This is a genomic window from Streptomyces sp. NPDC001415 (assembly GCF_053597395.1).
In genome coordinates this window covers 225,818-252,252 of record NZ_JBSFIE010000008.1, presented here as the reverse complement: position 1 = coordinate 252,252, position 26,435 = coordinate 225,818, and the positions used below count along the sequence as shown (strand labels likewise).

At 71.4% G+C, this 26,435-nt stretch carries 20 protein-coding genes; 16 read left to right on the top strand and 4 right to left on the bottom strand.

Annotated elements, in window-relative coordinates:
• Window positions 1-48 precede the first annotated feature (48 nt).
• From ACWC2B_RS13910 to ACWC2B_RS13890, 5 genes are all read left to right on the top strand, one after another.
• Window positions 49-2,253 (top strand): MMPL family transporter, encoded by a 2,205-nt coding sequence (locus tag ACWC2B_RS13910; protein ID WP_450716675.1) that lies wholly within the window; start codon window positions 49-51, stop codon window positions 2,251-2,253.
• A gap of 42 nt (window positions 2,254-2,295) precedes the next feature.
• Complete coding sequence (locus ACWC2B_RS13905) at window positions 2,296-2,856, top strand: GNAT family N-acetyltransferase (RefSeq protein WP_450716674.1); 561 nt, start codon at window positions 2,296-2,298, stop codon at window positions 2,854-2,856.
• A 139-nt stretch (window positions 2,857-2,995) separates the two neighbouring features.
• The gene (locus ACWC2B_RS13900; protein ID WP_450716673.1) at window positions 2,996-3,601 is read left to right on the top strand and encodes a hypothetical protein; all 606 of its coding nucleotides are present in this window, start codon (window positions 2,996-2,998) and stop codon (window positions 3,599-3,601) included.
• A gap of 221 nt (window positions 3,602-3,822) precedes the next feature.
• Window positions 3,823-3,999, top strand: coding sequence for a hypothetical protein (locus ACWC2B_RS13895; protein ID WP_450716672.1), 177 nt, complete (start codon window positions 3,823-3,825; stop codon window positions 3,997-3,999).
• 148 nt (window positions 4,000-4,147) lie between these two features.
• Window positions 4,148-7,231, top strand: coding sequence for a helix-turn-helix transcriptional regulator (locus ACWC2B_RS13890; RefSeq protein WP_450716747.1), 3,084 nt, complete (start codon window positions 4,148-4,150; stop codon window positions 7,229-7,231).
• 3 nt (window positions 7,232-7,234) lie between these two features.
• On the opposite strand, the gene ACWC2B_RS13885 is transcribed toward ACWC2B_RS13890, so the two are convergent.
• Together ACWC2B_RS13885 and ACWC2B_RS13880 are read right to left on the bottom strand one after the other, a co-directional pair.
• Window positions 7,235-8,386: a PQQ-dependent sugar dehydrogenase gene (locus ACWC2B_RS13885; protein ID WP_450716671.1), complete on the bottom strand. Its 1,152-nt coding sequence runs from the start codon at window positions 8,384-8,386 to the stop codon at window positions 7,235-7,237.
• 150 nt (window positions 8,387-8,536) lie between these two features.
• Window positions 8,537-9,550 (bottom strand): aldo/keto reductase, encoded by a 1,014-nt coding sequence (locus tag ACWC2B_RS13880; RefSeq protein WP_450716670.1) that lies wholly within the window; start codon window positions 9,548-9,550, stop codon window positions 8,537-8,539.
• A 74-nt stretch (window positions 9,551-9,624) separates the two neighbouring features.
• On the opposite strand from ACWC2B_RS13880, the gene ACWC2B_RS13875 reads away from it, so the two are divergent.
• The 7 genes from ACWC2B_RS13875 (at window position 9,625) to ACWC2B_RS13845 (ending at window position 20,242) form a co-directional block, all read left to right on the top strand.
• Entirely contained in the window at window positions 9,625-10,566 is a 942-nt protein-coding gene (locus ACWC2B_RS13875; protein WP_450716669.1) for a 2-hydroxyacid dehydrogenase, read from the top strand.
• Window positions 10,567-10,959: 393 nt separating this feature from the next.
• The gene (locus ACWC2B_RS13870; protein WP_450716668.1) at window positions 10,960-13,860 is read left to right on the top strand and encodes a putative bifunctional diguanylate cyclase/phosphodiesterase; all 2,901 of its coding nucleotides are present in this window, start codon (window positions 10,960-10,962) and stop codon (window positions 13,858-13,860) included.
• Window positions 13,861-14,087: 227 nt separating this feature from the next.
• Window positions 14,088-15,956 (top strand): acetolactate synthase large subunit, encoded by a 1,869-nt coding sequence (locus ACWC2B_RS13865; protein ID WP_450716667.1) that lies wholly within the window; start codon window positions 14,088-14,090, stop codon window positions 15,954-15,956.
• Window positions 15,957-15,982: 26 nt separating this feature from the next.
• Entirely contained in the window at window positions 15,983-16,510 is a 528-nt protein-coding gene (gene ilvN / locus ACWC2B_RS13860) for an acetolactate synthase small subunit (protein WP_053726090.1), read from the top strand.
• Between the two features lie 107 nt (window positions 16,511-16,617).
• Window positions 16,618-17,619, top strand: a complete 1,002-nt coding sequence (gene ilvC / locus ACWC2B_RS13855) for a ketol-acid reductoisomerase (protein WP_100577585.1) — start codon at window positions 16,618-16,620, stop codon at window positions 17,617-17,619.
• A 312-nt stretch (window positions 17,620-17,931) separates the two neighbouring features.
• Window positions 17,932-19,533, top strand: coding sequence for a phosphoglycerate dehydrogenase (gene serA, locus ACWC2B_RS13850; protein ID WP_450716666.1), 1,602 nt, complete (start codon window positions 17,932-17,934; stop codon window positions 19,531-19,533).
• A gap of 94 nt (window positions 19,534-19,627) precedes the next feature.
• Window positions 19,628-20,242, top strand: a complete 615-nt coding sequence (locus ACWC2B_RS13845) for a TetR/AcrR family transcriptional regulator (RefSeq protein WP_450716665.1) — start codon at window positions 19,628-19,630, stop codon at window positions 20,240-20,242.
• Window positions 20,243-20,355: 113 nt separating this feature from the next.
• Here ACWC2B_RS13845 and ACWC2B_RS13840 read toward each other — a convergent pair whose 3' ends face one another.
• Window positions 20,356-21,516, bottom strand: a complete 1,161-nt coding sequence (locus tag ACWC2B_RS13840) for a PucR family transcriptional regulator (protein WP_450716664.1) — start codon at window positions 21,514-21,516, stop codon at window positions 20,356-20,358.
• Between the two features lie 202 nt (window positions 21,517-21,718).
• Here ACWC2B_RS13840 and ACWC2B_RS13835 point away from each other — a divergent pair, with 202 nt between their 5' ends.
• The 4 genes from ACWC2B_RS13835 to ACWC2B_RS13820 all read left to right on the top strand — a co-directional run bounded on the left by ACWC2B_RS13835 (window position 21,719) and on the right by ACWC2B_RS13820 (window position 25,439).
• Complete coding sequence (locus ACWC2B_RS13835) at window positions 21,719-22,645, top strand: proline dehydrogenase family protein (protein ID WP_450716663.1); 927 nt, start codon at window positions 21,719-21,721, stop codon at window positions 22,643-22,645.
• A gap of 62 nt (window positions 22,646-22,707) precedes the next feature.
• Window positions 22,708-24,339 carry an L-glutamate gamma-semialdehyde dehydrogenase gene (gene pruA, locus ACWC2B_RS13830; RefSeq protein WP_450716662.1) on the top strand — a complete coding sequence of 544 codons (1,632 nt, stop codon included), beginning with the start codon at window positions 22,708-22,710 and terminating at the stop codon, window positions 24,337-24,339.
• A 120-nt stretch (window positions 24,340-24,459) separates the two neighbouring features.
• A complete protein-coding gene (locus tag ACWC2B_RS13825) occupies window positions 24,460-24,996 on the top strand; it encodes an RNA polymerase sigma factor (protein ID WP_450716661.1) in 537 nt (178 codons plus the stop codon).
• The gene (locus ACWC2B_RS13820) at window positions 24,993-25,439 is read left to right on the top strand and encodes a hypothetical protein (protein ID WP_450716660.1); all 447 of its coding nucleotides are present in this window, start codon (window positions 24,993-24,995) and stop codon (window positions 25,437-25,439) included. The genes ACWC2B_RS13825 and ACWC2B_RS13820 overlap by 4 nt, the downstream gene beginning before the upstream one ends.
• A 51-nt stretch (window positions 25,440-25,490) precedes the next feature.
• Here ACWC2B_RS13820 and ACWC2B_RS13815 read toward each other — a convergent pair whose 3' ends face one another.
• Window positions 25,491-26,372, bottom strand: coding sequence for an alpha/beta fold hydrolase (locus tag ACWC2B_RS13815; RefSeq protein WP_450716659.1), 882 nt, complete (start codon window positions 26,370-26,372; stop codon window positions 25,491-25,493).
• Window positions 26,373-26,435: the final 63 nt, after the last annotated feature.

Genomic DNA, 26,435 nt, shown 5'->3' with positions numbered 1-26,435 from the left:
CGGGCTGTTCCCGGTCAAAGAGCCACAAAATCATCCGGGAGCACTCTGTTGGCCGCCCTCGCGCGCTGGTGCGTCAGGCACCGCCTCGTCGCCGTACTGCTCTGGCTCCTCGCGCTCGGCGCCACCACCACCGCGGCGGCCGTCGCCGGTTCCGCCTACTCGAACGACTACGAGGCCCCCGGCACCGAGTCCGGCCGCGCGAGCGCCCTGCTCGACACCGCCTTCCACGGCCGGGGCGGCGACACCGACTCGATCGTCTGGCACACCCAGTCCGGCTCGGTCCGCGACAGCGGCGTACGGCAGAAGATGACCGCCACGCTCGCGCGGGTCGCGAAGCTCCCCGGCGTCGCCTCCGTGGCCGGCCCGTACGGGGCGGAGGGCGCGGCGCAGATCAGCGCCGACGGGCGCACCGCGTACGCGACGGTCACCTTCGACGAGCAGGCCGACGACATCCCCAAGGCGCAGGCCAAGGCCGTCGTCGACACGGCGAAGGCCGCCCGGTCCGGCTCCCTCGACGTCTCGCTCGGCGGCAGCGCGATCGGGCTCACCGAAGCCCCGTCCGCGCACCTCAGCGAGGTCGTCGGCGTGATCGTCGCGGCCGTCGTGCTGTTCCTCGCGTTCGGCTCGTTCGCCGCCAGCCTGCTCCCGATCGCCACCGCGCTGGTCGGCGTCGGCACCGCGTACGCCGGCATCGGACTGCTCGGCCACGTCATGACCGTCGCCGACTTCGCGCCCATGCTGGGCATGCTCATCGGGCTCGGCGTCGGCATCGACTACGCCCTGTTCATCGTCACCCGGCACCGGCGCGGACTGCGCCGGGGCATGAGCGTCGAGGAAGCGGCCCGCACCGCCGTCGCGACCACCGGACGGGCCGTCGTCTTCGCGGGCGCGACGGTCTGCATCGCCCTGCTCGGCATGCTCATCCTGCGCCTGAGCTTTCTCAACGGCGTCGGCATCGCCGCCTCCCTCACCGTCGTCCTGACCGTGGCCGCCTCCGTCACGCTGCTGCCCGCGCTGCTCTCGTTCATCGGGATGCGGGCGCTCAGCCGCCGCGAGCGCCGGGAACTCGCCGAACACGGGCCGCAGCCCGAACTGCCCACCGGGTTCGCCGCCCACTGGGCCGCCTTCGTGGAGCGCCACCCCAAGCTGCTCGGCGTGATCGCCACCGGGGTCATGCTGGTGCTCGCCCTGCCCGCGCTCTCCCTCCACCTCGGCACCTCCGACCAGGGCAACAATCCCGCCAAGACGACCACGCGCCAGGCCTACGACCTCCTCGCGGAGGGATTCGGACCCGGCGTGAACGGCCCGCTCACCGTGGTCGCCGAACTCGAAGGCCCCGGCGACCGGCTCGCGATGGAACGGCTGCCCGACGTGCTGCGCGCCACCGGCGGCATCGCCTCCGTGAGCCCGGTGACGTACAACGGCAGCGGCAGCACCGCCGTCCTGACCGTCGTACCGGACTCCGCACCGCAGTCGCAGCGGACCAGCGACCTCGTCGACCGGCTGCGCCACGAGGTGCTCCCGGCCGCCGAGCGGGGCAGCTCGCTCCAGGCGTACGTGGGTGGCGTGACCGCGAGCTACGACGACTTCGCGGCGATCATCGTCGGCAAACTCCCGCTGTTCGTCGGCGTGGTGATCGCGCTCGGCTGCGTCCTGCTGCTGCTCGCCTTCCGCTCGATCGGGATCCCGCTCAAGGCGGCCGCGATGAACGTGGCGGCGGTGGCCTCCGCGTTCGGCATCGTCGTCGCGGTCTTCCAGTGGGGCTGGGGGAGCGAGCTCATGGGACTCGGCCGGTCCGGGCCGATCGAGCCGTTCCTGCCGGTGATCATGGTCTCGGTGCTGTTCGGCCTTTCCATGGACTACCAGGTGTTCCTGGTCAGCCGCATGTACGAGGAGTGGCTGGAGACCCGCGACAACCGGCGGGCGGTCCGGGTCGGCCTCGCCGAGACCAGCCGCGTGATCAACTCGGCTGCCGTGATCATGATTTCGGTCTTCCTGGCGTTCGTGCTCAGCGGAGACCGGGTGATCGCCATGTTCGGGATCGCGCTCGCGGCTGCCGTCGCCCTGGACGCGTTCGTGCTGCGCACCCTCCTCGTGCCCGCCCTCATGCACCTGCTCGGCGGCGCCAACTGGTGGCTGCCCGGCTGGCTCGACCGGAGCCTCCCCAGGATCAGCATCGAAGCCCCCGAATGCCGCCGTGCGAAGATCCCGGAGCAGCCGGCGGCCGAGAAGGCCGGCCAACTCGTGCCCTAGCAATTACTTGGCCCTAGCAACTACTTGGATGGAGGAGCGGGAATGTTCGCAGTACCGCTGGGTGACGACGGGGCCGAGCTCCGCCCCCTGGAGCCGTGGCAGGCCGAGGAGTTCCTCGCCCACATGGACCGGGGCCGCGAGTTCATCGGTACCCACATCGCCCTGCCCGACTTCGCGACCGACCTGCCCTCCGCGCGCGCCTTCCTCCAGGGCTACGCGGACAAGACGGCCGCCGACGCCGGGCGCATCTGCGGTATCTGGCTCGACAACACGCTCGTCGGCGCCGTCATCTTCCGCACCTTCGAACCGGCCCAGGGCAACTGCGAGGTCGGCTGCTGGCTGGAGGAGGCCGCTGTCGGGCGCGGCCTGATCACCCGGGCGATCACCCTGCTGATCGACTGGGCCGTGGACGTACGCGGGATGCACCGCGTCGAGTGGGTGGCGTCCGCCGAGAACACCGCGAGCACCAACGTCGCCAAGCGGCTCGGCATGACCAGGGACGGGGTGCTCCGCGAGAGCTACCTCTACCGAGGAGTGCGGCACGACAGCGAGATCTGGGCGGTCCTCGCCGACGACTGGCGGGCGGCGCGGGCGGGGCGCTGAGCAAGGCGCGGGGGTCACGTCGAGGCAGGCGCGGGCCGCGAGTCGAGGGCGGTGCGGGGCGGACGTCGGCGAACGTACGGGCCCGCGCGTTAAGGAAGCTCTCAGCGGGCTCTCAGAAACGGCCCCTAGCGTGCCCGGCATGAACGCCACCCCCGCCACGACCAAGACCGACGCCGAGACCGAGCCCAAGACGGACGCCGAGGCCGAGACCGAGGCCGCGTCCACCACTGGGGGAGCGACCGCCGAGACGGCCCCTGAGGCCACCGAGGCCCCCGACGCGCAGGATCCGGAGGACGGCCTCGCCGACGCCGAGGACGAGCTCGACGACGAGCCGGTCCCCGCCCGCGCGGCCTTCGGCGCGGGCGCCGCTGCCGTCGTCGCCGGTGCGCTGGGCGCGGTGTCGCTCAGCGGCACCTGGATGGGCAAGACGCTCTCCGAGCGGGCCACCCTGATCGGCCAGATCAAGACCTCCCAGACCAGCACCGCCGCCCAGCAGATCCAGGAGATCTACGGCAACTCCTGGCACACCACCGCCCTGGTCAACGGGGTCTTCGCGCTGCTCGCCCTGATCGTCGGCGCCTTCGTGCTCGCCCGGCCCGCCTTCGGGACGCCCGGCCGCGCCGAGCAGCCGGTGTGGGTCAAGGCCGTCGCCCTCGCCGGAGTCGTCCTCGGCGTGATCGGCCTGCTGATCTCCGCCGGCATGTACCTCGACCTGTTCGCGGCACTGCCCAGCACCAAGGGCTGAGGTCCCCAAGGGCGTGCCTAAGGCGTCCGCCCCCCTGCCTTAGACGGACCGGGTCCGCCATCCCGGCCGTCTAAGGCGGCACCTCCTTACAGATGCGGCACTCGCCCGATGCGGGAGAGGCTCCTGGGAGACGAGAGTTGAGGCATCGCAAGGAACCGGAACACCACCGGGACCGGGCGGAGCAACCTCAACCACGTCAACAACAGCCCAGGAGTGCCGAGATGTTCGAGTACGAGATGCACAAGGTCAACGAGGCCGAACTGCTGCGCCGCGCCGACCAGGAGCGCCTGGTGGGCCAGGCCCGCCGGGCCGCCCGCCGCTTCGCCCGCCGCGATGGCGACAACGGGCCGGAGGGGCGGGTGAGTTCACCGCGGAACCGGTTCGTACGGGCCGCCTGAGCCCCGGCCGCCCGCGATGACGACCACCCCGAACCGCCCCACCACCACCGCCCGGACACCGTCCCCGGCCGTGGCCCCGACCTCCTCCGGGGCCGCCTCCCCAGCCGGGGACGGACCGCCCGCCGCCGCGTTGTCAGACGCCTGTGCGATGCTCGGCAGCGTGGAGACCAGGTCAGTCAGCCCCGTGTTCGTAGGCCGCGCCGGTGAGCTGCGGGTATTGAACGAAGCACTCGCCCGTGCCAGGGCTTCCTCCCCGACGGCCGCGGAAGCCGGGGGAGAGCCGCAGGCGCTGCTCGTCGGCGGCGAGGCGGGCGTCGGCAAGAGCCGGCTCGTCGAGGAGTTCACCGACGCCGCCCGCGCGGCCGGCGCAGTGATCGCCATCGGCGGCTGCGTCGAGGTCGGCGCCGACGGGCTGCCCTTCGCCCCCTTCTCGGCCGCGCTGCGCGCCCTGCGCCGCCAGTTGCCCGACGAGCTGGCAGCCGCGGCCGACGGCCAGGAGGAAGAGCTGGCCCTGCTCCTCCCCGAGCTCGCCAGGACCGGCCGCCCCACCTCGCGCGAGGACGGCACGGCGCGCCTGTTCGAGCTCACCGTGCGGATGCTGGAGCGGATCGCCGCCGAGCGCACCGTCGTCCTCGTCCTCGAAGACCTGCACTGGGCGGACGCCTCCACCCGCCATCTGCTCGCCTACCTCTTCCGCACCCTGCGGCGCGGCCACCTCGTCGTCGTCGCCACCTACCGCGCCGACGACATCCACCGCCGCCACCCGCTGCGCCCGCTGCTCGCCGAGCTCGACCGGCTGCGCAGCGTGCGGCGCATCGAGCTGGCCCGCTTCACCCGGGCCGAGGTCCACCACCAGCTGACCGGCATCCTCGCCGCCGAGCCCGAACAGCGCCTGGTGGACGAGGTGTTCGAGCGCTCCGACGGCAACGCCTTCTTCGTCGAGGAACTCGTCGTCGGCCGCGACCCCGACGGCACCTGCCCCGACCTCAGCGACTCCCTGCGCGACCTCCTGCTCGTCCGCGTCGAGGGCCTGCCCGAGGACGCCCAGCGAGTCGTGCGGATCGCCGCCGAGGGCGGCTCCACCGTCGAATACCCGCTGCTCGCGGCCGTCGCCCGGCTCCCCGAGGACAAGCTCATCGAGGCCCTGCGCGCCGCTGTCGGCGCGAACATCCTGCTGCCCGCCTCCGACGGGGACGGCTACCGCTTCCGCCACTCCCTGGTCCGCGAGGCCGTCAGCGACGACCTGCTGCCCGGCGAGTGCTCGCGCCTCAACCGCCGTTACGCCGAAGCCCTGGAAGCCGACCCCTCGCTCGTACGGCCCGACGAGCGGACCACCCGCCTCGCCACCTACTGGTACCACGCGCACGACGCCGCCAAGGCGCTGCCCGCGGTGCTGAGCGCCGCCGTCGAGGCCCGCCGCCGGCACGCCTACTCCGAGCAGCTGAGGCTCCTGTCGCGGGCGATGGAGCTGTGGGACTCCGTCCCCAAGGAGATACGCGACACGCTCCGGCCCCTGGACCACGCGGGCTCCTATCCGGCCTGCGGCTGTGCCCCCGAGACCCCGGCGTCGCTGCGCTACCTCGACCTGATCGCCGAGTCCGTCGAGGCCGCCCGGCTCTGCGGCGAACGCGAACGCGCCCTGAAGCTCGCCAAGAAGGCACTGCGGCTCATCGAGGCAGACGGCGACCAGCCCTCCGACAGCGACCCGCTGCGCGCCGCCTGGTTCTGGATCCAGCTCTCCCGCCTGATGCAGAACCTGGGGCGCGGCGACGGCTGGGCCGAGATCACCACCGCCCAGGAGCTGGTACGCGGTCTTCCGCCGTCCCCCGTGCACGCCGAGGTCCTGGCCACCGCGGCCAGCTGGGGCATGCTGCACAAGCCCGGCGCCGAGTCCCTGGCGGCGGCGGAACAGGCCGTCGAATACGCCCGGCTGGTGAACACCGAGGAGATCGAGCTCAACGTCAAGCTCACCCTCGGCAGCCTCCTTGTCGACTCCGGCACGGTCGAGGAGGGCCTCGCCACGATGCGTACGGTGATCGACCGATCGCTGGAGCTGGGCCTCGTCGGCGAGGCGACCCGCGGCCATGTGAACCTCTGCTCCAGCCTGGAGGCCGTCGGCCGCTCGGCGGACTCCGTACGCATCGCGGATGCCGGCGTCCGCCTCGCCCAGAAGTACGGTCTGCTGGACAACGAGGCCTGGGTGCAGGCCAACCGGGCCGAATCCCTGCTCACCCTGGGCCGCTGGGACGAGGCGGCCGACTGCGTCGAGCGGGTCCAGCGCATCGCGGTGAGCACCAAGCCGCTGGGCAACGCCTTCATGCGCCGGGCCGAACTCCTCATGCTGCGGGGCGAGTTGGGCAACGCGACCGCCTCGCTCGCCGAGGCCCACGCCGCCTTCGGCAAGTACGACCCGATGGCCCAGCACGCCATCCCGCTCGCCCGGATCGCCCTCGGCATCCACGCCGCCCAGGGCCGCATCGACGAGGCCCGCGCCGAACTCGCCCGCGCCGTCGCGTCAGGCTTCCCGACCGGCACCCAGCGCTACGCCTGGCCGCTGCTCGCCGCGGCCGCCTCGATGGAGGCCGACGTACGAGGCCTCCCCTCGGCCGAGCCGGGCCGCGCCTCCACCCTCGACCTGATCCGTAGGGCGGCCAAACGGCTCCCGACCGGCGCCCCCTCGTGCGAGGCGCTCGCCCTGGTCGTCGCCGCCGAACTGGACCGCGCCGAGGACCGCGACCGTGCCGCCCATTGGGAAGCGGCCGCCCACGCCCTGAGGCCCCTGGAGCGCCCCCACGACCTGGCCCTGGTCTGCCACCGCTGGGCCGAGGCCCTCCTCGCCGAGGGCGGCGACCGCGACACCGTGGCCTCGCTGCTCCGCCAGGCCCACGCCGAATCCGGACGCCTCGGCGCCCGCCCCCTGCGCGAACAGCTGGAGCTCCTGGCCCGCCGGGCCCGCCTCCCGCTGACCTCCCCGGATCCCGTAGGGCCCGAGGACCCCGCGGAGCCGGCGGAGGCGCTCGGCCTCACCAGCCGCGAACAGGACGTCCTGCGCCTGGTCGCGGCGGGCCACAGCAACCGCCAGATCGCCGAGGACCTCTACATATCCCCGAAGACGGCGAGCGTGCACGTCTCCAACATCCTTGCCAAGCTGGGGGTTTCGGGCCGGGGTGAGGCGGCGGCACTGGCCCACCGCCTCAACCTGTTCCCGGCGGCGATCAGCCCCGCCCGCTGAAGGCTAGGTGACGTCCAGTTCCAGAATGCGGTCGTCCCCGGGCTTCGGCTTGCCGCGTGAGTCGGTGTTGTTGGTGAGCAGCCAGAGCTTGCCGGTCGTCCCGGTCGGCAGGACGGTGCGCAGCCGCCCGTACTGACCGGTGAGGAAGGCCTCGGGGTCGGCGAGCGGCTTGGTGCCGTCCAGCGGGACGCGCCACAGCCGCTCGCCCTTGAGCGAGGCGATCCACACGGAGCCGGCCGCGAACGCGATCCCGCTGGGCGAGGCCTCCGAGGTCTTCCACTGGGCGACGGGATCGACGTACCCCGGCTTGTTCCCCTTGCCCTCCACCACGGGCCAGCCGTAGTTCTTGCCGGGCTCGACGAGGTTGAGCTCGTCCCAGGTGTCCTGCCCGAACTCCGAGGCCCACAGCCGGTTCTCGCCGTCCCAGGCCAGGCCCTGCACATTGCGGTGCCCGTAGGAGTAGACGACGGAGTCCGCCTCCGGGTTGCCGTACGCGGGCTGCCCGTCGGGTGTCATGCGCAGGATCTTCCCGCCGAGGGACTTCTTGTCCTGGGCGAGCCCCCGCTCGCCGGTCTCACCGGTCCCCGCGTACAACATCCGGTCCGGCCCGAACGCGATGCGCCCGCCGTTGTGGTTGTTGCCCTTGGGGATGCCGCGCAGGATGGTGTCCGGCGCCCCCAGCCGCTGCCCCTCCGGCCGCTGCGGGTCGTAGATCATCCGGGCGATGCGGTTGTCGGACTCGGTGGTGAAGTACGCGTAGACGAGATGGTCCGAGGCGTACGACGGCGACAGGGCGAGCCCGAGCAGTCCCCCCTCGCCCTGGTGGGCGACGCCGGGCACGCTGCCCACGGCGGTCTTCTTGCCGCTCTGGGCGTCGACGAGCACGACCGAGCCGTCGTCACGGGAGCCCACCAGGAGCCCGCCCTCGGGCAGGGGCGCGATGCCCCAGGGGGACTTCAGGTCCTCCGTGACGGTCCTGGTCACCTTCACCGAGCCCTTGGCGGGCGGGAGTTGGGCGTGCGGGGTCGCCGCCGAGGACGCCTTGGGGCCGGAGGGGGCGGCCTGGCCCTGCGGCTGCGCGGCCGGGGAGGAACAGCCGGCCGCGAGCACGAGCGCGGCTGCGGCCAGGGCGGTGGCCACGGGGGTTCGTCGCACGGTTCTGGTTCCCTTCGACGGGGTCGATGCGCTGGGTTCATTCTGCGGGCTGCGCCGGCGCCCCCGGCCGGGGTGCCCCAACTCCGCACCGGCCCGGGTCGCTTCAACTCCGCACCGCAGCAAGGGCCGCGCAGGCCGCGAACCGGGCGCTCAGTCCCGGGCCGGCGGCAGTGCGGCCAGTTCCGCCAGGTCCCGCGGGGTCAGGGAGAGGCCCGCCGCGCGGGCGTTCTCGCGCACCCACTCCTCGCGCTTGGTCCCCGGCACGGGTATCACCTGGTGCCCGAGGCGCAGCAGCCAGGCCAGCGCCACCTGCCCCGGAGTCGCCCCGTGCCGCGCGGCGACCCGGCGCAGGCCCGCCACCACAGGCTGGTTCGCCGCCATCATCTCCGCCGTGAAGCGGGGGTGGCGGGCCCGGATGTCGTCCGGCTCGAAGCCCTGGCCCGGGGTGAGGGTGCCGGTCAGGAACCCGTTCCCCAGCGGCATCGCGGCGAGGAAGCCGACGCCCCGGGTCGTACACCACGGCAGCAGCGCCTCCAGCGCCTCCCGCGACCAGAAGGACAGCTCGGCCTGCACGGCCGCGACCGGGAACACCTGCTGGACCCGGTCGAGCAGGTGCACCGTCTCCTCGTACCGGCCCACGTGCAGCCCGTGCACCCCGGCCGCCGGCGCGCTCCTGCGCACCGCCCGCGCACCCATCGCACTGAGCCCGAGCGCCCGTACCTTCCCCGCCGTCACCAGCTCCGCCATCGCCCCCCAGGTCTCCTCGACGGGGACCTCCGGGTCGGCGCGGTGCAGCAGGTAGAGGTCGATGACGTCGGTCTGGAGGCGACGCAGCGAGGCGTCGCAGGCCCGACGCACGTACCCGGGGCGGCCGTTGGCGACCACGTGCTGGTCGACGCCCACGAGCAGCCCGCACTTGGTCGCGACGAACGCCTCGTCCCGCCGCTCCTTCAGGACTCGCCCGATTAGCAGCTCGTTGGTGAACGGGCCGTACATGTCGGCGGTGTCAAGGAGGTTCGAGCCGGTGTCGAGGGCCGCGTGCACCGCCCGCAGCGAGCGCTCCAGGTCCTGCTGCGAGCGGGTGTAGCCCCAGCTCATCGGCATGCAGCCGAGCCCGATCGCACCCGCCCGCAGGGCCCCCGCCCCGATTGTCCTGCGCTCCACCTGGCCGGATCCCTCCCTCGTCGCTCCCCAAACTAACCTCTGGCCTCCGCGGTCCTTCGCATAGCCTCCTGACCATGACTGCCGACGTGTGGATCCCCTTCGACCCGGCCGACGTCCCGGGCCTGCCCGCCTCCCTCGACTACCGGGTCTGGGACGGCGGCCCCGACTTTCCGGCCGACCCCGCCGACTGCGCCTTCTACGTGGTCCCGTACATGAAGCCGTCCGAGATCGCGGTACGCCCGCTCGCCGCCATGACCGGCATCCGGGTCGTGCAGACGCTGACCGCCGGCATCGACCACGTACAGCCCGGCATCGGCCTGCTGCCGCCGGGCGTACGCCTGTGCAACGCCCGCGGCGTCCACGAGGCGTCCACGGCCGAGCTGACCCTCGCCCTCGTCCTCGCCTCGCTGCGCGGGATCCCCGGCTTCGTCCAGGGACAGGAGAGGCAGGAGTGGCGGTCCGGCTTCTATCCGGCGCTCGCCGACAAGTCCGTTCTGATCGTGGGGTACGGGTCGATCGGCGCCGCCATCGAAGACCGGCTCGCGCCCTTTGAGTGCGCGCGGGTGGCGCGCGTCGCGCGCTCATGGCGCACAACGGGGCGCGGTGAAGTGCACGCATTGACAGATCTGCCCGCACTGCTCCCGGAAGCGGACGTCGTCATCGTCTCCACACCGCTGACCGAGCAGACGAAAGGCCTGGTGGACGCCGAGTTCCTGGCCCGCCTGAAGGACGGGGCACTCCTGGTGAACGTCGCGCGCGGTCCGGTCGTGGACACCAAGGCGCTGCTCACCGAATTGGAGTCGGGGCGCCTCCGTGCGGCACTGGATGTCACCGACCCGGAGCCGTTGCCCGTGGGGCACCCGCTGTGGCATGCGCCGAATGTCCTCATCAGCCCGCATGTGGGCGGTTCCAGTTCCGCGTTCCTGCCCCGGGCCAAGCGTCTGCTGGCGGCTCAGCTCACCCGCTTCGTGGCCCAAGAACCGCTCGCCAACATCGTCCTGACGACGGATCAGTAACGCTCCGCAGCGGATTGGGTGCACCGGGTGCCCACATGACTCCAGGCTGTCACTGAGCGTATAAGGGCTATGTCCCTGAGTGACGAGACTGGTGTATCGTCCCGACCGGGGGCCGGCGCCGTGTGTCTGCGGCGCGGGGGAGCGATCACTGCGAGGGGGGCGACGGGCGATGCACGGCCAATGGACGAACGATCCGACGCGGTGGAGCCGCCTGCGGCAACCCCGCCGCGCGCATCGCGCAACGATGCACCGCGGCGGAGCGGCGACCGCAGAGGCGATAAACGGCACAACGACGAACGGCGCCCAGGATCACGGCGCGCGGCGCGGCGATACCGACTCGCGGCCCCGGCCGGCCGGGATCCCGACGCGGGCCCGGTGGCGGGGAGCCGTCCGGTGAGCGCCCCCGGAGCGATCCTGGCCCGGCCGCCGATGGCCGGAGGCGGCGAGGCGGGAGGCGGCGGCACCGGCACCGGCGTGGTGTCCCAACTGGCGCTCGCCCTCATCTGTGCCGGATATGCCACCGGCGCATTCCTGGGGTGGGGTTCCGAGGAACTCGCCCTGATCATGGGCGACTTCGGCCTCTCCGGCGCGGCCCTGATCGCCGCGGTCTCCTGCTTCCGCTACGCGCGGAGCGGCGCTTCCGAGGGCGAGAACAGCTTTCGGCCGGCATGGCTCCTTTTCTCGTTCTCCTCCGCCATGGCCGCCTGCGGCAACGGCGTCTGGGGCTGGTACGAGGTGGTGCTCCGGCGCGGCGTGCCCGCCCCCTCGCTCGCCGACTTCTTCTTCCTGTGCTTCGCGCCGCCCGCGATCGTGGGCCTGCTCGTGCTCGCCAAACGCCCTGTCACCAGGGCGGGTTGGGTCTGCCTCGCGCTGGACTCCTGGCTCATCGGCGGCTCCCTGCTCACCCTGTCCTGGAGCCTCGCCCTCGCGCGCACGGCCCACGAGGGCGAAGGTGAGGGCGTCGCCCACGCCACCCTCACGCTGGCCTATCCGCTGCTCGACATCGTCCTGGTCAGCATGGTGCTCGCGCTGCACTTCCGGCGCTCGTCGGCCAACCGGTCCGCGGTGAACACCGCGATCGCGGCGCTCGCCCTGACCGTGCTGTGCGATGCCCTGTTCACCTCGCCGCTGCTGCGCGAGCACTACCGCTCGGGCCAGCTCCTGGACGCGGGCTGGTTCGCCGGCTCCCTGCTGCTCGCCTACGCCCCCTGGGGCGCCCGCAGGACGGCCGCCGCGCCGCCCCGGCCGCCGACGGCCGCCCCGCGCGGCGCCCGCCCCGCCGCCGACCGCGTGCGCTCACACTCACACGCCCTGCCGGTGACGCGGCCGCTCGCCAGCTCGCTGGCCGCGCTCACGCCGTACCTCGCGGCCGCCGTGTGCACGCTGGGCATCCTCTACAACGTCATCGAAGGGCACCGGGTCGACCGGATGGTCGTCCTCACCGGCTGCACCGTCGTGCTCGCCCTGGTGGTCCGCCAGGGGATCATGCTGCTCGACAACATCGCGCTCACCCATGAACTGGCCCAGAAGGAGAACCACTTCCGCTCCCTGGTGCAGGGATCGAGCGACGTCATCATGATCGCCGCCCCCACCGGGATGCTCCGGTACGTCAGCCCGGCCGCCGCGGGCGTCTACGGACGGGACGCCGAGGAGCTGGTGGGCTCCGAACTGGCCTCGCTCATCCACCCCGAGGACCTCGGCCGGGTGGTGCACGAGGTGCGCCGGTTTCTGGCGGCGCCACCCGCCGAGGAGCCCACGACGCGGATCGAATGCCGCTTCAGGTCGGGGACCGGCGAGTGGCTCAACGTGGAGTCCACCGTCAACCGCCACCAGGGCGGGCTCATTCTCAACAGCCGCGACGTGACCGAACGGGTGCGCCTGCAGGCGCAGTTGGAGCACAACGCCGAGCACGACCCGCTCACCGACCTGCCCAACCGCGCCCTGTTCACCAAGCGGGTGCGCAAGGCGCTCGGCGGGCGGCGCAACTCCGATCCCGGCACCGCCGTGCTCTTCATCGACCTCGACGGCTTCAAGCAGGTCAACGACACCATCGGCCACCAGGCCGGCGACGAACTGCTCATCCAGGCCGCCCGCAGACTCCAGGACTCGGTACGGGCCGGCGACACCGCGGCCCGGCTCGGCGGCGACGAGTTCGCCGCGTTGATCCTGGGCGACGGCACCCGCGACCGCTCGGCCCGCGAGTACCACGTCAGGGAGATCGCCGACAGACTGCGCCTCACCCTGTCGCAGCCCTACCAGATCGACGGCAACGACGTCCGCGTCGCCGCGTCCATCGGCGTCGCCTTCGCCGAGCCGGGCGTCGGCGCCGGGGAGCTGCTGCGCAACGCCGACCTCGCGATGTACCGCGCCAAGAAGGGCGGCAAGAACCGGGTCGAGCTGTACGCCCCGCAGATGCAGGCCGAGGTCGTCCGCAAGTCGGAGCTCGCGGCCCGGCTGCGTACCGCGCTGAACGAGGGCGAATTCGCGGTCCTGCACCAGCCCGTCGTCGACCTCACCACCGGCGAGGTCTCCGCGGTCGCCGCCCAGGCCCGCTGGAGATCAGCCCAGGGCATCCTGTTCACCCCGGCCGAATTCCTCCGGGTCGCCGACGAGAACGAGCGCGCCGGCGAGTTCGGACGCTGGCTGCTCGAAGAGGCCGTCGAGCTGGCCGCCGAACGGATGCGGGCGGGCCACGCCGTGCCCGTCTCGGTACGCCTCTCGGCCCGTCGGCTGCTCGACAAGTCGATGCCCCTCGGCTCGCTGGAAGCCCTCCTGACCAGGCACGGACTGCCCTCCGGCGCCCTGATCGTCGAGCTGGCCGACAGCGACCCCAGGATCTCCTTCGACGAGCTGGAGCGGCGCCTGGTGGGCCTGCGCAGGCTCGGCGTACGGATCGGGCTCGACGGGTTCGGCAGCGGCTACGCGGCGATCAACGCGCTGCGCCGGCTCCCCATCGACCTGCTGAAACTGGACAGGGGACTCGTCGAGGGCGTCGTCGAATCGGCCCGCCTCCACAAGATCACCGCGGGGCTGCTCCGGATCGCCTGCGATCTCGGCATGCAGTCGGTGGCCGACGGGGTGGACGTGCCGGAGCAGGTCTTGGCGCTGCGCGCCATGGGGTGTACGCATGGGCAGGGCATGGCGTTCTCCGGGCCCCTTGACGAGTACCGGCTGCGGCGGGCCCTGGTGCGCGGCGAATACCCGGTGCCCGGCGGGGCCGCGCTCCCCGTGCTCAGTGGCCGGCTCCGGCCCCTGCTGAGCTCAAATAATGAGACGCCCGTCCCACCTACTTGACACCACCTGCGCGCCGGGGGGAGGGTCAATGCCATGCGCACCCGAATTCTCGTACTTGGAAAGCGCGTCGGCTGAAGCGGAGCCCCAAGCAGGCTCCGCAGACCGCACCCGACGCGCTCCCCTCGCTTGCCTCACGGCACGAGGGGTTTTTTGTTGCACTGGCACCCCTCAAGCACCACAGCGATCTCGACCAAACCCCCGCAAAAACCCTCAGCTTCGAGAAGAGAATGCCGATGACCGAGCAGGCCACCGGGGCCCACCATCCGCAGCCGCGGCCCCGTAACGGCGGACACCAGTCCGCGACCGTTGAGCACGTCACGGGCGCGAAGTCCCTCATCCGTTCTCTTGAGGAAGTCGGGGCGGAGGTCGTGTTCGGGATCCCGGGCGGCGCCATCCTCCCGGCGTACGACCCGATGATGGACTCCACCCGGGTCCGTCACGTCCTGGTCCGCCACGAGCAGGGCGCGGGTCACGCGGCCACCGGGTACGCCCAGGCCACCGGCAAGGTCGGCGTGTGCATGGCGACGTCGGGGCCGGGCGCCACCAACCTGGTCACCCCGATCGCGGACGCGCACATGGACTCGGTGCCGCTGGTCGCGATCACCGGCCAGGTCTCCTCCAAGGCGATCGGCACGGACGCCTTCCAGGAGGCGGACATCGTCGGCATCACGATGCCGATCACCAAGCACAACTTCCTGGTCACCAAGGCCGAGGACATCCCGCGCACCATCGCCGAGGCGTTCCACATCGCCTCGACGGGCCGCCCGGGCCCGGTCCTGGTCGACATCGCGAAGGACGCGCTGCAGGCGCAGACCACGTTCTCGTGGCCGCCCACGACCGACCTGCCGGGTTACCGGCCGGTCACCAAGCCGCACGCGAAGCAGATCCGCGAGGCCGCCAAGCTGATCGTGGCGGCCAAGCGCCCGGTCCTGTACGTCGGCGGCGGCGTCCTGAAGGCCGGCGCGACCGCCGAGCTGAAGGTCCTCGCGGAGCTCACCGGAGCGCCCGTCACCACCACCCTGATGGCGCTCGGCGCCTTCCCCGACAGCCACCCGCTGCACGTGGGAATGCCCGGCATGCACGGTGCGGTCACCGCCGTCACGGCACTGCAGAAGTCGGACCTGCTCATCGCGCTGGGCACCCGCTTCGACGACCGCGTCACCGGCAAGCTGGACAGCTTCGCGCCGTCCGCCAAGGTGATCCACGCGGACATCGACCCGGCCGAGATCGGCAAGAACCGCGAGGTCGACGTCCCGATCGTGGGAGATGCCCGCGAGGTCATCGCCGACCTGGTCCAGGCCGTCCAGGCCGAGTACTCCGAGGGCCACAAGGGCGACTACACCGCCTGGTGGAAGGACCTCAACCGCTGGCGCGAGACCTACCCGCTCGGCTACGACGAGCCGAACGACGGCACGCTGTCCCCGCAGCGCGTCATCCAGCGCATCGGCGAGCTCGCGGACGCGGACACCATCTACGCGGCCGGCGTCGGCCAGCACCAGATGTGGGCCGCCCACTTCGTGAACTACGAACTGCCCGCCACCTGGCTGAACTCGGGCGGCGCCGGAACCATGGGCTACGCGATCCCGGCCGCCATGGGCGCCAAGGCCGGTCAGCCCGACCGGATGGTCTGGGCGATCGACGGTGACGGCTGCTTCCAGATGACCAATCAGGAACTGACGACCTGCGCGCTGAACAACATCCCGATCAAGGTCGCCATCATCAACAACGGCGCCCTCGGGATGGTCCGCCAGTGGCAGACCCTGTTCTACAACCAGCGCTACTCCAATACGGTCCTGCACTCCGGCCCGGAGGACGGCATCGCCGAGCAGGGCCGGCCCAGCGGCGGCACCCGCGTCCCGGACTTCGTCAAGTTGTCGGAGGCGATGGGGTGTTACGCGATCCGGTGTGAGCGCCCCGAGGACCTGGACAAGGTCATCGAAGAGGCCAACTCGATCAACGACCGCCCGGTCGTGATCGACTTCATCGTCCACGAGGACGCCCAGGTGTGGCCGATGGTCGCCGCCGGCACCTCCAACGACGAGGTCATGGCCGCCCGCGGAGTCCGCCCCGACTTCGGCGACAACGAAGACGACTGAGAGCTGTAGGAAGAGGTAAGAGGCTCATGTCCACCAAGCACACGCTCTCGGTCCTGGTCGAGAACACCCCCGGCATCCTCGCCCGGATCGCCGCCCTGTTCTCCCGCCGCGGCTTCAACATCGACTCGCTCGCGGTCGGTGTCACCGAACACCCCGACATCTCCCGCATCACCATCGTGGTCAATGTCGAGGACCTGCCCCTGGAGCAGGTGACCAAGCAGCTCAACAAGCTGGTCAACGTCCTGAAGATCGTCGAACTTGAGCCCGGCGCTGCGATCCAGCGCGAGCTCGTCCTGGTGAAGGTGCGTGCCGACAACGAAACGCGCTCCCAGATCGTCGAGATCGTCCAGCTGTTCCGTGCCAAGACCGTCGACGTCTCCCCGGAGGCCGTGACCATCGAGGCGACCGGCGGGGCGGACAAGCTGGAGGCGATGCTGAAGATGCTGGAGCAGTTCGGCATCAAGGAGCTCGTCCAGTCCGGCACGATCGCCATAGGGCGTGGCGCCCGGTCCATCACGGACCGCTCGCTGCGCGCCCTGGACCGCAGCGCCTGAGCCCGCCGGTACGGGCCTGACCCGCCCGTATCGCGGACTCACCCATTCCTCACCCACCCCCACCGATACGGTGGACGCAACACCCAGCACACCAAGGAGATATCCCAGTGGCCGAGCTGTTCTACGACGACGATGCCGACCTGTCCATCATCCAGGGCCGCAAGGTCGCGGTGATCGGGTACGGCAGCCAGGGCCACGCCCACGCGCTGTCGCTCCGTGACTCGGGTGTCGATGTCCGGGTCGGTCTGCACGAGGGCTCGAAGTCCAAGGCGAAGGCCGAGGAGCAGGGCCTGCGCGTGGTGACGCCGTCCGAGGCGGCCGCCGAGGCCGACGTCATCATGATCCTGGTGCCGGACCCGATCCAGGCCCAGGTCTACGAGGAGTCCATCAAGGACAACCTGAAGGACGGCGACGCGCTGTTCTTCGGCCACGGCCTCAACATCCGCTTCGGGTTCATCAAGCCCCCGGCCAACGTGACCGTCGCGATGGTCGCGCCCAAGGGCCCCGGTCACCTGGTGCGGCGTCAGTACGAAGAGGGCCGCGGCGTTCCGTGCATCGTGGCCGTCGAGCAGGACCCGCAGGGCAACGGCCTGGCGCTGGCGCTCTCGTACGCCAAGGGCATCGGCGGCACCCGGGCCGGCGTCATCAAGACGACCTTCACCGAGGAGACCGAGACCGACCTCTTCGGCGAGCAGGCCGTCCTGTGCGGTGGCACCGCGGCGCTGGTCAAGGCGGGCTTCGAGACGCTGACCGAGGCTGGTTACCAGCCGGAGATCGCGTACTTCGAGTGCCTCCACGAGCTGAAGCTGATCGTGGACCTCATGTACGAGGGCGGCCTGGAGAAGATGCGCTGGTCGATCTCGGAGACCGCCGAGTGGGGCGACTACGTCACCGGCCCCCGCATCATCACCGCCGACACCAAGGCGGAGATGAAGAAGGTCCTCGCGGAGATCCAGGACGGCACGTTCGCCAAGAACTGGATGGACGAGTACCACGGCGGTCTGAAGAAGTACAACGAGTACAAGACCCAGGACTCCGAGCACCTCCTGGAGACCACCGGCAAGGAGCTGCGCAAGCTCATGAGCTGGGTCCAGAACGACGAGGCGTAAGCCGGATGTCAGCGGGGTCGGGCACAGTATCCGTGTCCGACCCCGCCGGCGGTCGCACGACCCTGGACACCGCGTCCAACCCCCATCGGGTGATCCTGCCTTCGCGGCGGAGAACCTTCGGGAGAGCGGCACTACACTGCTCAGCAACACATACGCGTCAGGCCCACAGCGTCGTGCGTCTTCCACGCGGTACAGCGACCCCGAGGAATTGCAGGCACGCCCCCGCGTCCCCGAAATTCCCCGGCGCCGCTTCCCCTCCACCGCCTGCGGCCGTCGGGACGGCCGTCCGCAAAGGATTCAGTGAGGACCCACGTGAGCACTGCCAACGGCAAACCTGTCGTACTCATCGCTGAAGAGCTGTCGCCCGCCACCGTCGACGCCCTCGGGCCGGACTTCGAGATCCGGCACTGCAACGGGGCCGACCGCGCGGAACTGCTGCCCGCCATCGCCGGTGTCGACGCGATCCTGATCCGCTCGGCCACCAAGGTCGACTCGGAGGCGATCGCCGCCGCCAAGAAGCTGAAGGTCGTCGCCCGCGCGGGAGTCGGCCTCGACAACGTCGACGTCTCGGCCGCCACCAAGGCCGGCGTCATGGTCGTGAACGCACCGACCTCCAACATCGTCACCGCCGCCGAGCTCGCCTGCGGCCTCCTCGTCGCCACCGCGCGCAACATCCCGCAGGCCAACACCGCGCTGAAGAACCGCGAGTGGAAGCGGAGCAAGTACACCGGCGTCGAGCTGAGCGAGAAGACCCTCGGCGTCGTCGGCCTCGGCCGCATCGGCGTCCTCGTCGCGCAGCGCATGTCGGCCTTCGGCATGAAGATTGTCGCGTACGACCCCTATGTGCAGCCCGCCCGCGCCGCCCAGATGGGCGTCAAGCTCCTCAGCCTCGACGAGCTGCTCGAAGTCTCCGACTTCATCACCGTGCACCTGCCCAAGACCCCCGAGACGCTCGGTCTGATCGGCGACGAGGCGCTGCACAAGGTGCAGCCGCACGTGCGGATCGTGAACGCGGCGCGCGGCGGCATCGTCGACGAGGCCGCGCTGTACTCCGCCCTCAAGGAGGGCCGCGTCGCGGGCGCCGGTCTGGACGTGTACGCCAAGGAGCCCTGCACGGACTCCCCGCTGTTCGAACTCGACCAGGTCGTCTGCACCCCGCACCTGGGCGCGTCCACCGACGAGGCCCAGGAGAAGGCGGGCATCGCCGTCGCCAAGTCCGTACGCCTCGCCCTCGCCGGCGAACTGGTGCCGGACGCGGTCAACGTCCAGGGCGGCGTGATCGCCGAGGACGTGAAGCCGGGCCTGCCGCTCGCCGAGCGCCTCGGCCGCATCTTCACCGCGCTCGCGGGCGAGGTCGCGGTCCGCCTCGACGTCGAGGTGTACGGCGAGATCACCCAGCACGACGTCAAGGTGCTCGAACTCAGCGCGCTCAAGGGCGTGTTCGAGGACGTGGTGGACGAGACGGTCTCCTACGTGAACGCGCCGCTCTTCGCGCAGGAGCGCGGCGTCGAGGTCCGCCTCACCACGTCGAGCGAGTCGCCCAACCACCGCAACGTGGTGACCGTGCGCGGCACCCTCTCGGACGGCGAGGAGGTGTCGGTCTCCGGCACCCTGGCCGGCCCCAAGCACCTCCAGAAGGTCGTCGCGATCGGCGAGTTCGATGTCGACCTGGCGCTCGCGGACCACATGATCGTGCTGCGTTACGAGGACCGTCCGGGTGTCGTCGGCACCGTCGGCCGGGTGCTCGGCGAGGCCGGGCTCAACATCGCCGGCATGCAGGTCTCGCGCGCGGAGGAGGGCGGCGACGCGCTCGCCGTGCTGACCGTGGACGACACCATCCCGCAGAACGTCCTGAACGAGGTGGCCGCCGAGATCGGCGCCGCCTCGGCCCGCTCGGTGAACCTGACCGACTGACCCGCTCTGGTCCCGCGGCCCCGTACCCGGCCCGCAGAGTCCGACCTAGACGCTTGTCTTAGACGGATGTCTGCGTGCCGGGTACGCTGCTGTCATGGGACATCGTGAGGATCTGCTCGAAGGCGCCAAGCGCTGCCTTCTGGAAAAGGGCTACGCCCGCACCACCGCCCGCGACATCGTCGCCGAGTCCGGCACCAACCTGGCCTCCATCGGCTACCACTACGGCTCCAAGGAGGCCCTGCTCAACCTGGCCTTCCTCAAGCTGACCGAGGAGTGGGGCGACGCGGTGATCGAGGAGCCGGGCGAGCGCGCACCCGCGGACCTGCCGCCACTGGAACGCTTCGAGCAGGGCTGGGCCAACATCATCGGCTCGTACGAGCAGAGCCGCCCGGTCTGGAAGCTCCAGATGGAGATCGTCTCCCGGATCGACAGCGACCCCGAGCTCCAAAAGGCCCTCGCCGCACCCCAGTTGGAGGGACGCAAGGGCCTCGCGGAAGGCTTCCTGGGCATCGACGAGAACGCCGACCCCGAGCGGGCACGCCTCGCCGGCACCTTCTACCAGGCACTGCTCGCCGGGGTGATGGTCCAGTGGATGGTCGACCCGGAGACGGCCCCCTCGGCGAAGGATCTGACCGAGGGGCTGAAGATCGTCATGGGGATCGACGGGGACGAAGGGGCGAGCATCGACGGGGGCGAAGGGGCGAGCTGAGGTTGTCGAGCTGAGGGGCCGTCAAAATCCGCTGGTGGGGCGGAAGTCGACAGGGCCGGAGTTGGCAGGGGTGGAGTCGCCAAGGCTGGAGTCGCCGGGGTGGGGCTCGACCGTCACAGCCGCGCCGCCTTCAGTGCCATGTGCAGCAGCAGCCGGTCCTCGCCCCGGTCCAGGTCGAGGCCGGTGAGGTGCTCGACGCGGGACAGGCGGTAGTAGAGCGTCTGGCGGTGGATGCCGAGGGCCGCCGCCGCGCGCCCCGCCTGGCCCGCGTGGTCGAGGAACACCTCGGCGGTGCGGGCGAGTTCACGGTGCGCCGGGGCCAACAGGTCCCGTACCGCCGGGTCCTGGTCCCGTACCGCGGGCAGCGCGGTCAGCAGGCGGTACGGGCCGATCGTCGACCACTCGGCGACCGGGCCGAGCCGGGGTTCCGCAAGTGCCGCACGCACGGCGGAGGTTGCCTCCCGGCGGGCGAGGGCGAGCTCGGCGAGACCGCGGCGGGCCACCGCCACCCCCGCCGCCGCACCGCCCCCCGCGTCCCCGCGCAGCCGCTCCGCCGCGGTGCGGGCCGGCGCGAGCGCGTCCGCCGACCGCAGCCGCACCAGGGCGGCAAGAGCAAGCCCGGCGCTCTCGCCCGAGGACGGCCACGCCAGCGTGGACACCGCCGCGGCCCCCGGCACCGTACGGGCCGAAGGGGCGTCCTCGCTCGGCCACGGGGCCACGCACACCAGGGCGTGCAGGCCCTCCGCGTCCGGGCCGAGCGCCGCCCGCAGCGCGGCCGTCGCCGTGTCGCGCGGCCAGCCGCGCTCCGCGGTCAGCGCCGCCCGGAACTCGCGCGAGAGGTCCGCGCCGGCCTGCGCCTCGTCGGCGAGCAGCACCCCGATCCTGGCCGCCACCTCCATCGCCGCGGCCAGCTTGTCCTCGGCCGGTCCCGGCTCGGCGTCGAGCAGCCAGACGTATCCGAGGGCGACGCCCCGGTGGCGTACCGGAAGGCAGACGCGGCCGCGGAAGACCCCGGCGTCCGGGGCGGCCGGGATGCGGACCGGGCCGGTGGCGCGGGTGATGCCGAAGCCCTCGAACCAGGCGCGGACGGCGGGCGTCGACTTCCTGGTCAGGATCGAACGGGTGCGGACCGGGTCCATCGCGAGGTCGTCGTCGGAGTCGTGCGCGCCGAAGGCGATCAGCCCGAAATCCCGGTTCTCCAGCGTCGCCGGGGCGCCGAGCAGCGCCGAGATTTCATCGACCAGATCCTGGTAGTCGCCCTTCACGAAAGCCATTCTCGCTCATCCCGGGAAGCGCTTCAGACATGTGTATGAGATCTGGGCCACGGATGCGTGACAGCTGTCGATGGCAGAGGATCGGGGAGATCCATAGGTTTCACGGTGGTTCTCCGTGCCGTCACCGGTACGTCCGGAAGGCGTCCATCGTCCCTTCGGTCCCGGTCACGGCCCCGTCTAGTTCTTTCCGTGGAGGTGCCCCGTGCTGGGTCCCGTGATCCTCGCCGCGTCGCGCAGCGACAAGATGCGCAAGCTTGTTTCGGCCGCCCCGGTGACCAAGCCCGTGGTGAACCGGTTCATCCCCGGCGAGACCGTCGACCAGGTCGTCCCGATCGTCGAGGAGACCGTCGGCAAGGGCCTGGAGCTCACCCTCGACGTGGTCGGCGAGGACATCACCACCCCCGAGCAGGCCGCCCACGCACGCGACGCCTACCTCGAACTCATCGAGCGCCTGGGGCGGCTCGGCCACGGCACCAAGGCCGAGATGTCGGTGAAGCTCTCCATGTTCGGCCAGGCCCTCGAAGGCGGCCACGAGCTGGCCCTCGCCAACGTCCGCCCGGTCGTCGAGGCCGCCGCCGAGATCGGCACCACGGTCACCCTGGACGCCGAGGACCACACCACCCTCGACTCGATGTTCGCCATCCACGAGGAGCTGCGGAAGGACTTCCCCCAGACCGGCTGCGTCATCCAGGCCTACCTCTTCCGCACCGAGGCCGACGCCCGCCGCCTCGCCGCGAACGGCAGCCGCGTGCGCATCGTGAAGGGCGCCTACAAGGAGCCCGCCGAGGTCGCCTACCAGGACAAGCGCGAGATCGACAAGGCGTACGTGCGGATCATGCGCATCCTCATGGAGGGCTCCGGGTACCCGATGATCGGGTCCCACGACCCGCGCCTGATCGCCATCGGCCAGGAGCTCGCCCGGCGCGCCGGACGCAAACTGGACGAGTACGAGTTCCAGATGCTCTACGGGATCCGCAGCGAGGAGCACCTGCGGCTCGCCGCCGAGGGCCACCGGATGCGCGTCTACACGGCGTACGGCACCGACTGGTACGGCTACTTCATGCGGCGCCTCGCGGAGAAGCCGGCGAACCTGCTGTTCTTCGTCCGCTCGATGATCACAAAGAACTAGATTTCGGACAGGCCCCGAGCCTCCGTTCAACCGAACACCCCTCACAAAGGAGTCAAGGAATCATGGACGCTGTGACCCAGGTCCCCGCCCCGGTCAACGAGCCGGTGCACGGCTACGCCCCTGGTTCCCCGGAGCGCGCCCGTCTGGAAGCCAAGCTCAAGGAACTGGCGGACAACCCCGTCGACCTGCCGATGACCATCAACGGTGAGAAGCGGATGGGCGGTGGCCAGCGCTTCGACGTCGTGCAGCCGCACAACCACCGCGCCCTCCTCGGCACGTACGCCAACGCCACCGAGCAGGACGCCCAGGACGCCATCGACGCCGCGCTCGCCGCCGCCCCGGCCTGGCGCGCGATGTCGTTCGACGACCGCGCCGCGATCATCCTGCGCGCCGCCGAGCTGCTCGCCGGACCCTGGCGCGAGACGCTGGCCGCCTCCACGATGCTCGGCCAGTCGAAGACCGCCCAGCAGGCCGAGATCGACACCCCGTGCGAGCTCGTCGACTTCTGGCGCTTCAACGTCCACTACGCCCGCAACCTGCTCGCCGAGCAGCCCCCGGCGAACTCCCCGGGCGTGTGGAACCGCATGGACCACCGCCCGCTCGAAGGCTTCGTCTACGCGATCACGCCGTTCAACTTCACGGCCATCGCGGGCAACCTGCCGACCGCCCCGGCCCTGATGGGCAACGTCGTCGTGTGGAAGCCGTCCCCGACGCAGACCCACGCCGCCGTGCTGCTCATGCGGCTCCTGGAGGAGGCGGGCCTGCCCAAGGGCGTCATCAACCTCGTCACCGGTGACGGCCTGGCCGTCTCCGAGGTCGCCCTCAACCACCGCGACCTGGCGGGCATCCACTTCACGGGCTCGACCAAGACCTTCCAGCACCTGTGGAAGACCGTCGGCACGAACATCGAGAAGTACCGCACCTACCCGCGCCTGGTCGGCGAGACGGGCGGCAAGGACTTCGTGGTCGCGCACCCGAGCGCCGACCGCGCCGTCCTGAAGACCGCGCTGACCCGCGGCTCCTTCGAGTTCCAGGGCCAGAAGTGCTCCGCGTCCTCGCGCGCGTACATCCCGGCCTCGATCTGGAACGACGGCTTCAAGGAGGAGTTCGCGGCCGAGGTCGACGGCATCTCCATGGGTGACGTCACCGACCTGTCGAACTTCATCGGCGCCGTCATCGACGAGCGTGCCTTCGCCAAGAACAAGGCCGCGATCGACCGCGCGAAGGCCGACGCCTCCTGCACGATCGTCGCGGGCGGCACGTACGACGACTCGGTGGGCTACTTCGTCCGCCCGACCGTCATCGAGTGCACGGACCCGGCGAACGAGGTCTTCACGACCGAGTACTTCGGCCCGATCCTGGCGATCCACGTCTACGACGACGCCAAGTACGACGAGATGCTGGAGCAGATGGAGTCGGCCTCCGACTACGCCCTGACCGGCGCCGTCATCTCCAACGACCGCGCCGCGGCCGCCCACACGATGGAGAAGCTCCGCTACGCGGCGGGCAACTTCTACATCAACGACAAGTCGACCGGCGCCGTCGTCGGCCAGCAGCCCTTCGGTGGCGGCCGCGCGTCCGGCACCAACGACAAGGCGGGCGCTCCGCAGAACCTGATGCGCTGGACGCTGACCCGCGCCATCAAGGAGACCCTGGTCCCGCCGACCGACTACACGTACCCCCACATGGGCTGACGTACTGGCCCCTGGGGCGGCGTCGTAGTCGCACCCGAACCCCGCCCCCGTCCTTGGTCCCCCAACCGAGGACGGGGGCGGTTTCCATTCCGGGACCGGCCGGGCGCTACCTTGGCGCCGATGGATGACGACATACGGCCCTGGGAGACCGCCGCGCCGCTCGTGCGGGCGGCGCAGCGCGGCGACGCGCTGGCCATGGACGACCTGATCAAGCTCGTCACTCCGTACGTCACCCGGCTCTGCGCCCCCATCGCCCCGGCCGACACCGCCGACGCCGTGCAGGAGGCGCTGCTCGCGGTGTTCCGGGGGGTGCGCGGGCTGCGCGACCCGCTGGCGTTCTACGGGTGGGTGCGCGCGGTCACCGTACGGGAGGCGGTACGGGTGGCGCGCCGGACGGCGGGGGAGAGCCCCGCCGACCCCGAGGAGATCGCCCGGCTCCGGGACCTGCTGCCGAGCGCCGACACCTCTCAACTGTCCGCCGAAATAAGGGACTTGCTCGCCCGGATGTCGGTGAAGGAACGCACGGTGCTGGTATTGCGCGAACTGGAGGGGCTCGACGAACGCTCCATGGCCGAGCTGCTCGACGTACCCGAGGGCACCGTGAAGTCGCGGCTGAGCAGGGCCCGTTCCTCCTTCCGGAAGGCGTGGACGCGATGACTCAGGTGGACAGGCTGAGGGTGCTCTCCGCAGGGCTGCGGGCCCCGCTGCACGCCGAGCGGCGGATCGCGCTGCCGTATGAGCGGGTGTGGGCGGTCGTCGCCGACCTGGAGGGCGAGCTGCCCCATCTCATCTCCTTCGTACGGGAGTTCCGGGTGCCGCCCGGCGACAGCGAGCGCAAGGCGGCCCGGGCCGTCGACGTGCTGGGGCTCTCCGGCGACTTCGAGGTGCGGCTCGGGCCCGGCTGGTGCCTGATGCAGTCGCGGCTCGTGACCATGGGCATGGCGGCCGAGCCGGACGGCGAGGGGACCCGCCTCGCGGTGTGCGGCGCGCTGAGGCCCGCCGCGCTCGGCCCCGTGCAGCGGGTCTACCGGCGGCTGCTCGGCGAGCGCCGGGTCCGCGCGTTCTTCCGCGAGGTGGAGCGGCGGGCCGCGCTGCGGTGAAGCGGCCCGGGGCGCTGTCCGGGCGGCGGGCCGACTACGCCCACGGGCTGCTTACTCGTTGATCGTCGCGATCAGCTTGCCCAGCTCTTCGACCACCAACTCAGGCCGTTCTTCCGGGAGTTGATGCCCAGCTCCCGGCACGATCCGCACCGTAAGATCGTCCGCGTACGCCTCGCCGCGCAGCAGGGCGGGCGGAATCACCGGGTCGAGTTCGCCGCCCAGGACCCGGGTCGGGACGGTGAGGCGGGTCGCGCGATGGGTGCCGCGGAAGCCGGCCGGGATGTCCCGCACGACGTAACTCCAGAACAGCGACTGCCCGGCGTGCGCAGAGAAGCGGGTGGCCTCGGTGAACTCCGCCAGCTCGGCCTCGCTCCACAGGGCGGGGTCGGCCGCCCCGCGCCGCAGCAGATGGCGGGTGAAGGCGGGCCAGTGCCGCAGGACGAGGCGGCCGAGCAGCGGGTACTCGACGAACGCCGTGAACCACATGCGCCACAGGTTGGGCAGCACGTCGCGGTGGCGGGTCCAGGGGTGCGTCATGTTGAGCGCGAGGAAGGCGCGGACGCGTTCGGGGCCGCGCTGACAGACCCGGAATCCGACGCCGGCGCCCCAGCTGTGGGCGACCAGCGTGGTTTGTTCTATGCCGAGTTCATCGAGCAGGGCGAGCACATCGGCGGCCAGGGAGTCGGTGTCGTACCCCTTGCGGCTCTGTTCGGACCAGCCGAAGCCGCGCAGGTCGACGCAGATCAGCCGGTGGTCGTCGGCGAGCAGCGGCACCACGCGGCGCCAGGCGTACCAGTGCTGCGGAAAGCCGTGCAGCAGCACGACGGGGTCGCCGCTGCCGAACTCCGCGTAGTGCAGCCGCACGCCGCGCACCGTCACATACCGGTGGGCGGCGCCTTCGAGCTGCGGCATCGGACGTTCGCTGATGGTCATGGGGTCCCTTTCGCCGGACGGATCCTGGTTGGTCATCGGGCCAGGAGGCGGGCGGCGGGGCAA

What these genes read in the sequence shown, in the direction of transcription:
- ACWC2B_RS13905 (WP_450716674.1), top strand. Translation starts at nt 2,296, where the DNA reads ATGTTCGCAGTACCGCTGGGTGACGACGGGGCCGAGCTCCGCCCCCTG.
- ACWC2B_RS13900 (WP_450716673.1), top strand. Translation starts at nt 2,996, where the DNA reads ATGAACGCCACCCCCGCCACGACCAAGACCGACGCCGAGACCGAGCCC.
- ACWC2B_RS13895 (WP_450716672.1), top strand. Translation starts at nt 3,823, where the DNA reads ATGTTCGAGTACGAGATGCACAAGGTCAACGAGGCCGAACTGCTGCGC.
- ACWC2B_RS13890 (WP_450716747.1), top strand. Translation starts at nt 4,148, where the DNA reads ATGCTCGGCAGCGTGGAGACCAGGTCAGTCAGCCCCGTGTTCGTAGGC.
- ACWC2B_RS13875 (WP_450716669.1), top strand. Translation starts at nt 9,625, where the DNA reads ATGACTGCCGACGTGTGGATCCCCTTCGACCCGGCCGACGTCCCGGGC.
- ACWC2B_RS13865 (WP_450716667.1), top strand. Translation starts at nt 14,088, where the DNA reads ATGCCGATGACCGAGCAGGCCACCGGGGCCCACCATCCGCAGCCGCGG.
- ilvN (WP_053726090.1), top strand. Translation starts at nt 15,983, where the DNA reads ATGTCCACCAAGCACACGCTCTCGGTCCTGGTCGAGAACACCCCCGGC.
- ACWC2B_RS13845 (WP_450716665.1), top strand. Translation starts at nt 19,628, where the DNA reads ATGGGACATCGTGAGGATCTGCTCGAAGGCGCCAAGCGCTGCCTTCTG.
- ACWC2B_RS13840 (WP_450716664.1), bottom strand. Translation starts at nt 21,516, where the DNA reads ATGGCTTTCGTGAAGGGCGACTACCAGGATCTGGTCGATGAAATCTCG.
- pruA (WP_450716662.1), top strand. Translation starts at nt 22,708, where the DNA reads ATGGACGCTGTGACCCAGGTCCCCGCCCCGGTCAACGAGCCGGTGCAC.
- ACWC2B_RS13825 (WP_450716661.1), top strand. Translation starts at nt 24,460, where the DNA reads ATGGATGACGACATACGGCCCTGGGAGACCGCCGCGCCGCTCGTGCGG.
- ACWC2B_RS13820 (WP_450716660.1), top strand. Translation starts at nt 24,993, where the DNA reads ATGACTCAGGTGGACAGGCTGAGGGTGCTCTCCGCAGGGCTGCGGGCC.
- ACWC2B_RS13815 (WP_450716659.1), bottom strand. Translation starts at nt 26,372, where the DNA reads ATGACCATCAGCGAACGTCCGATGCCGCAGCTCGAAGGCGCCGCCCAC.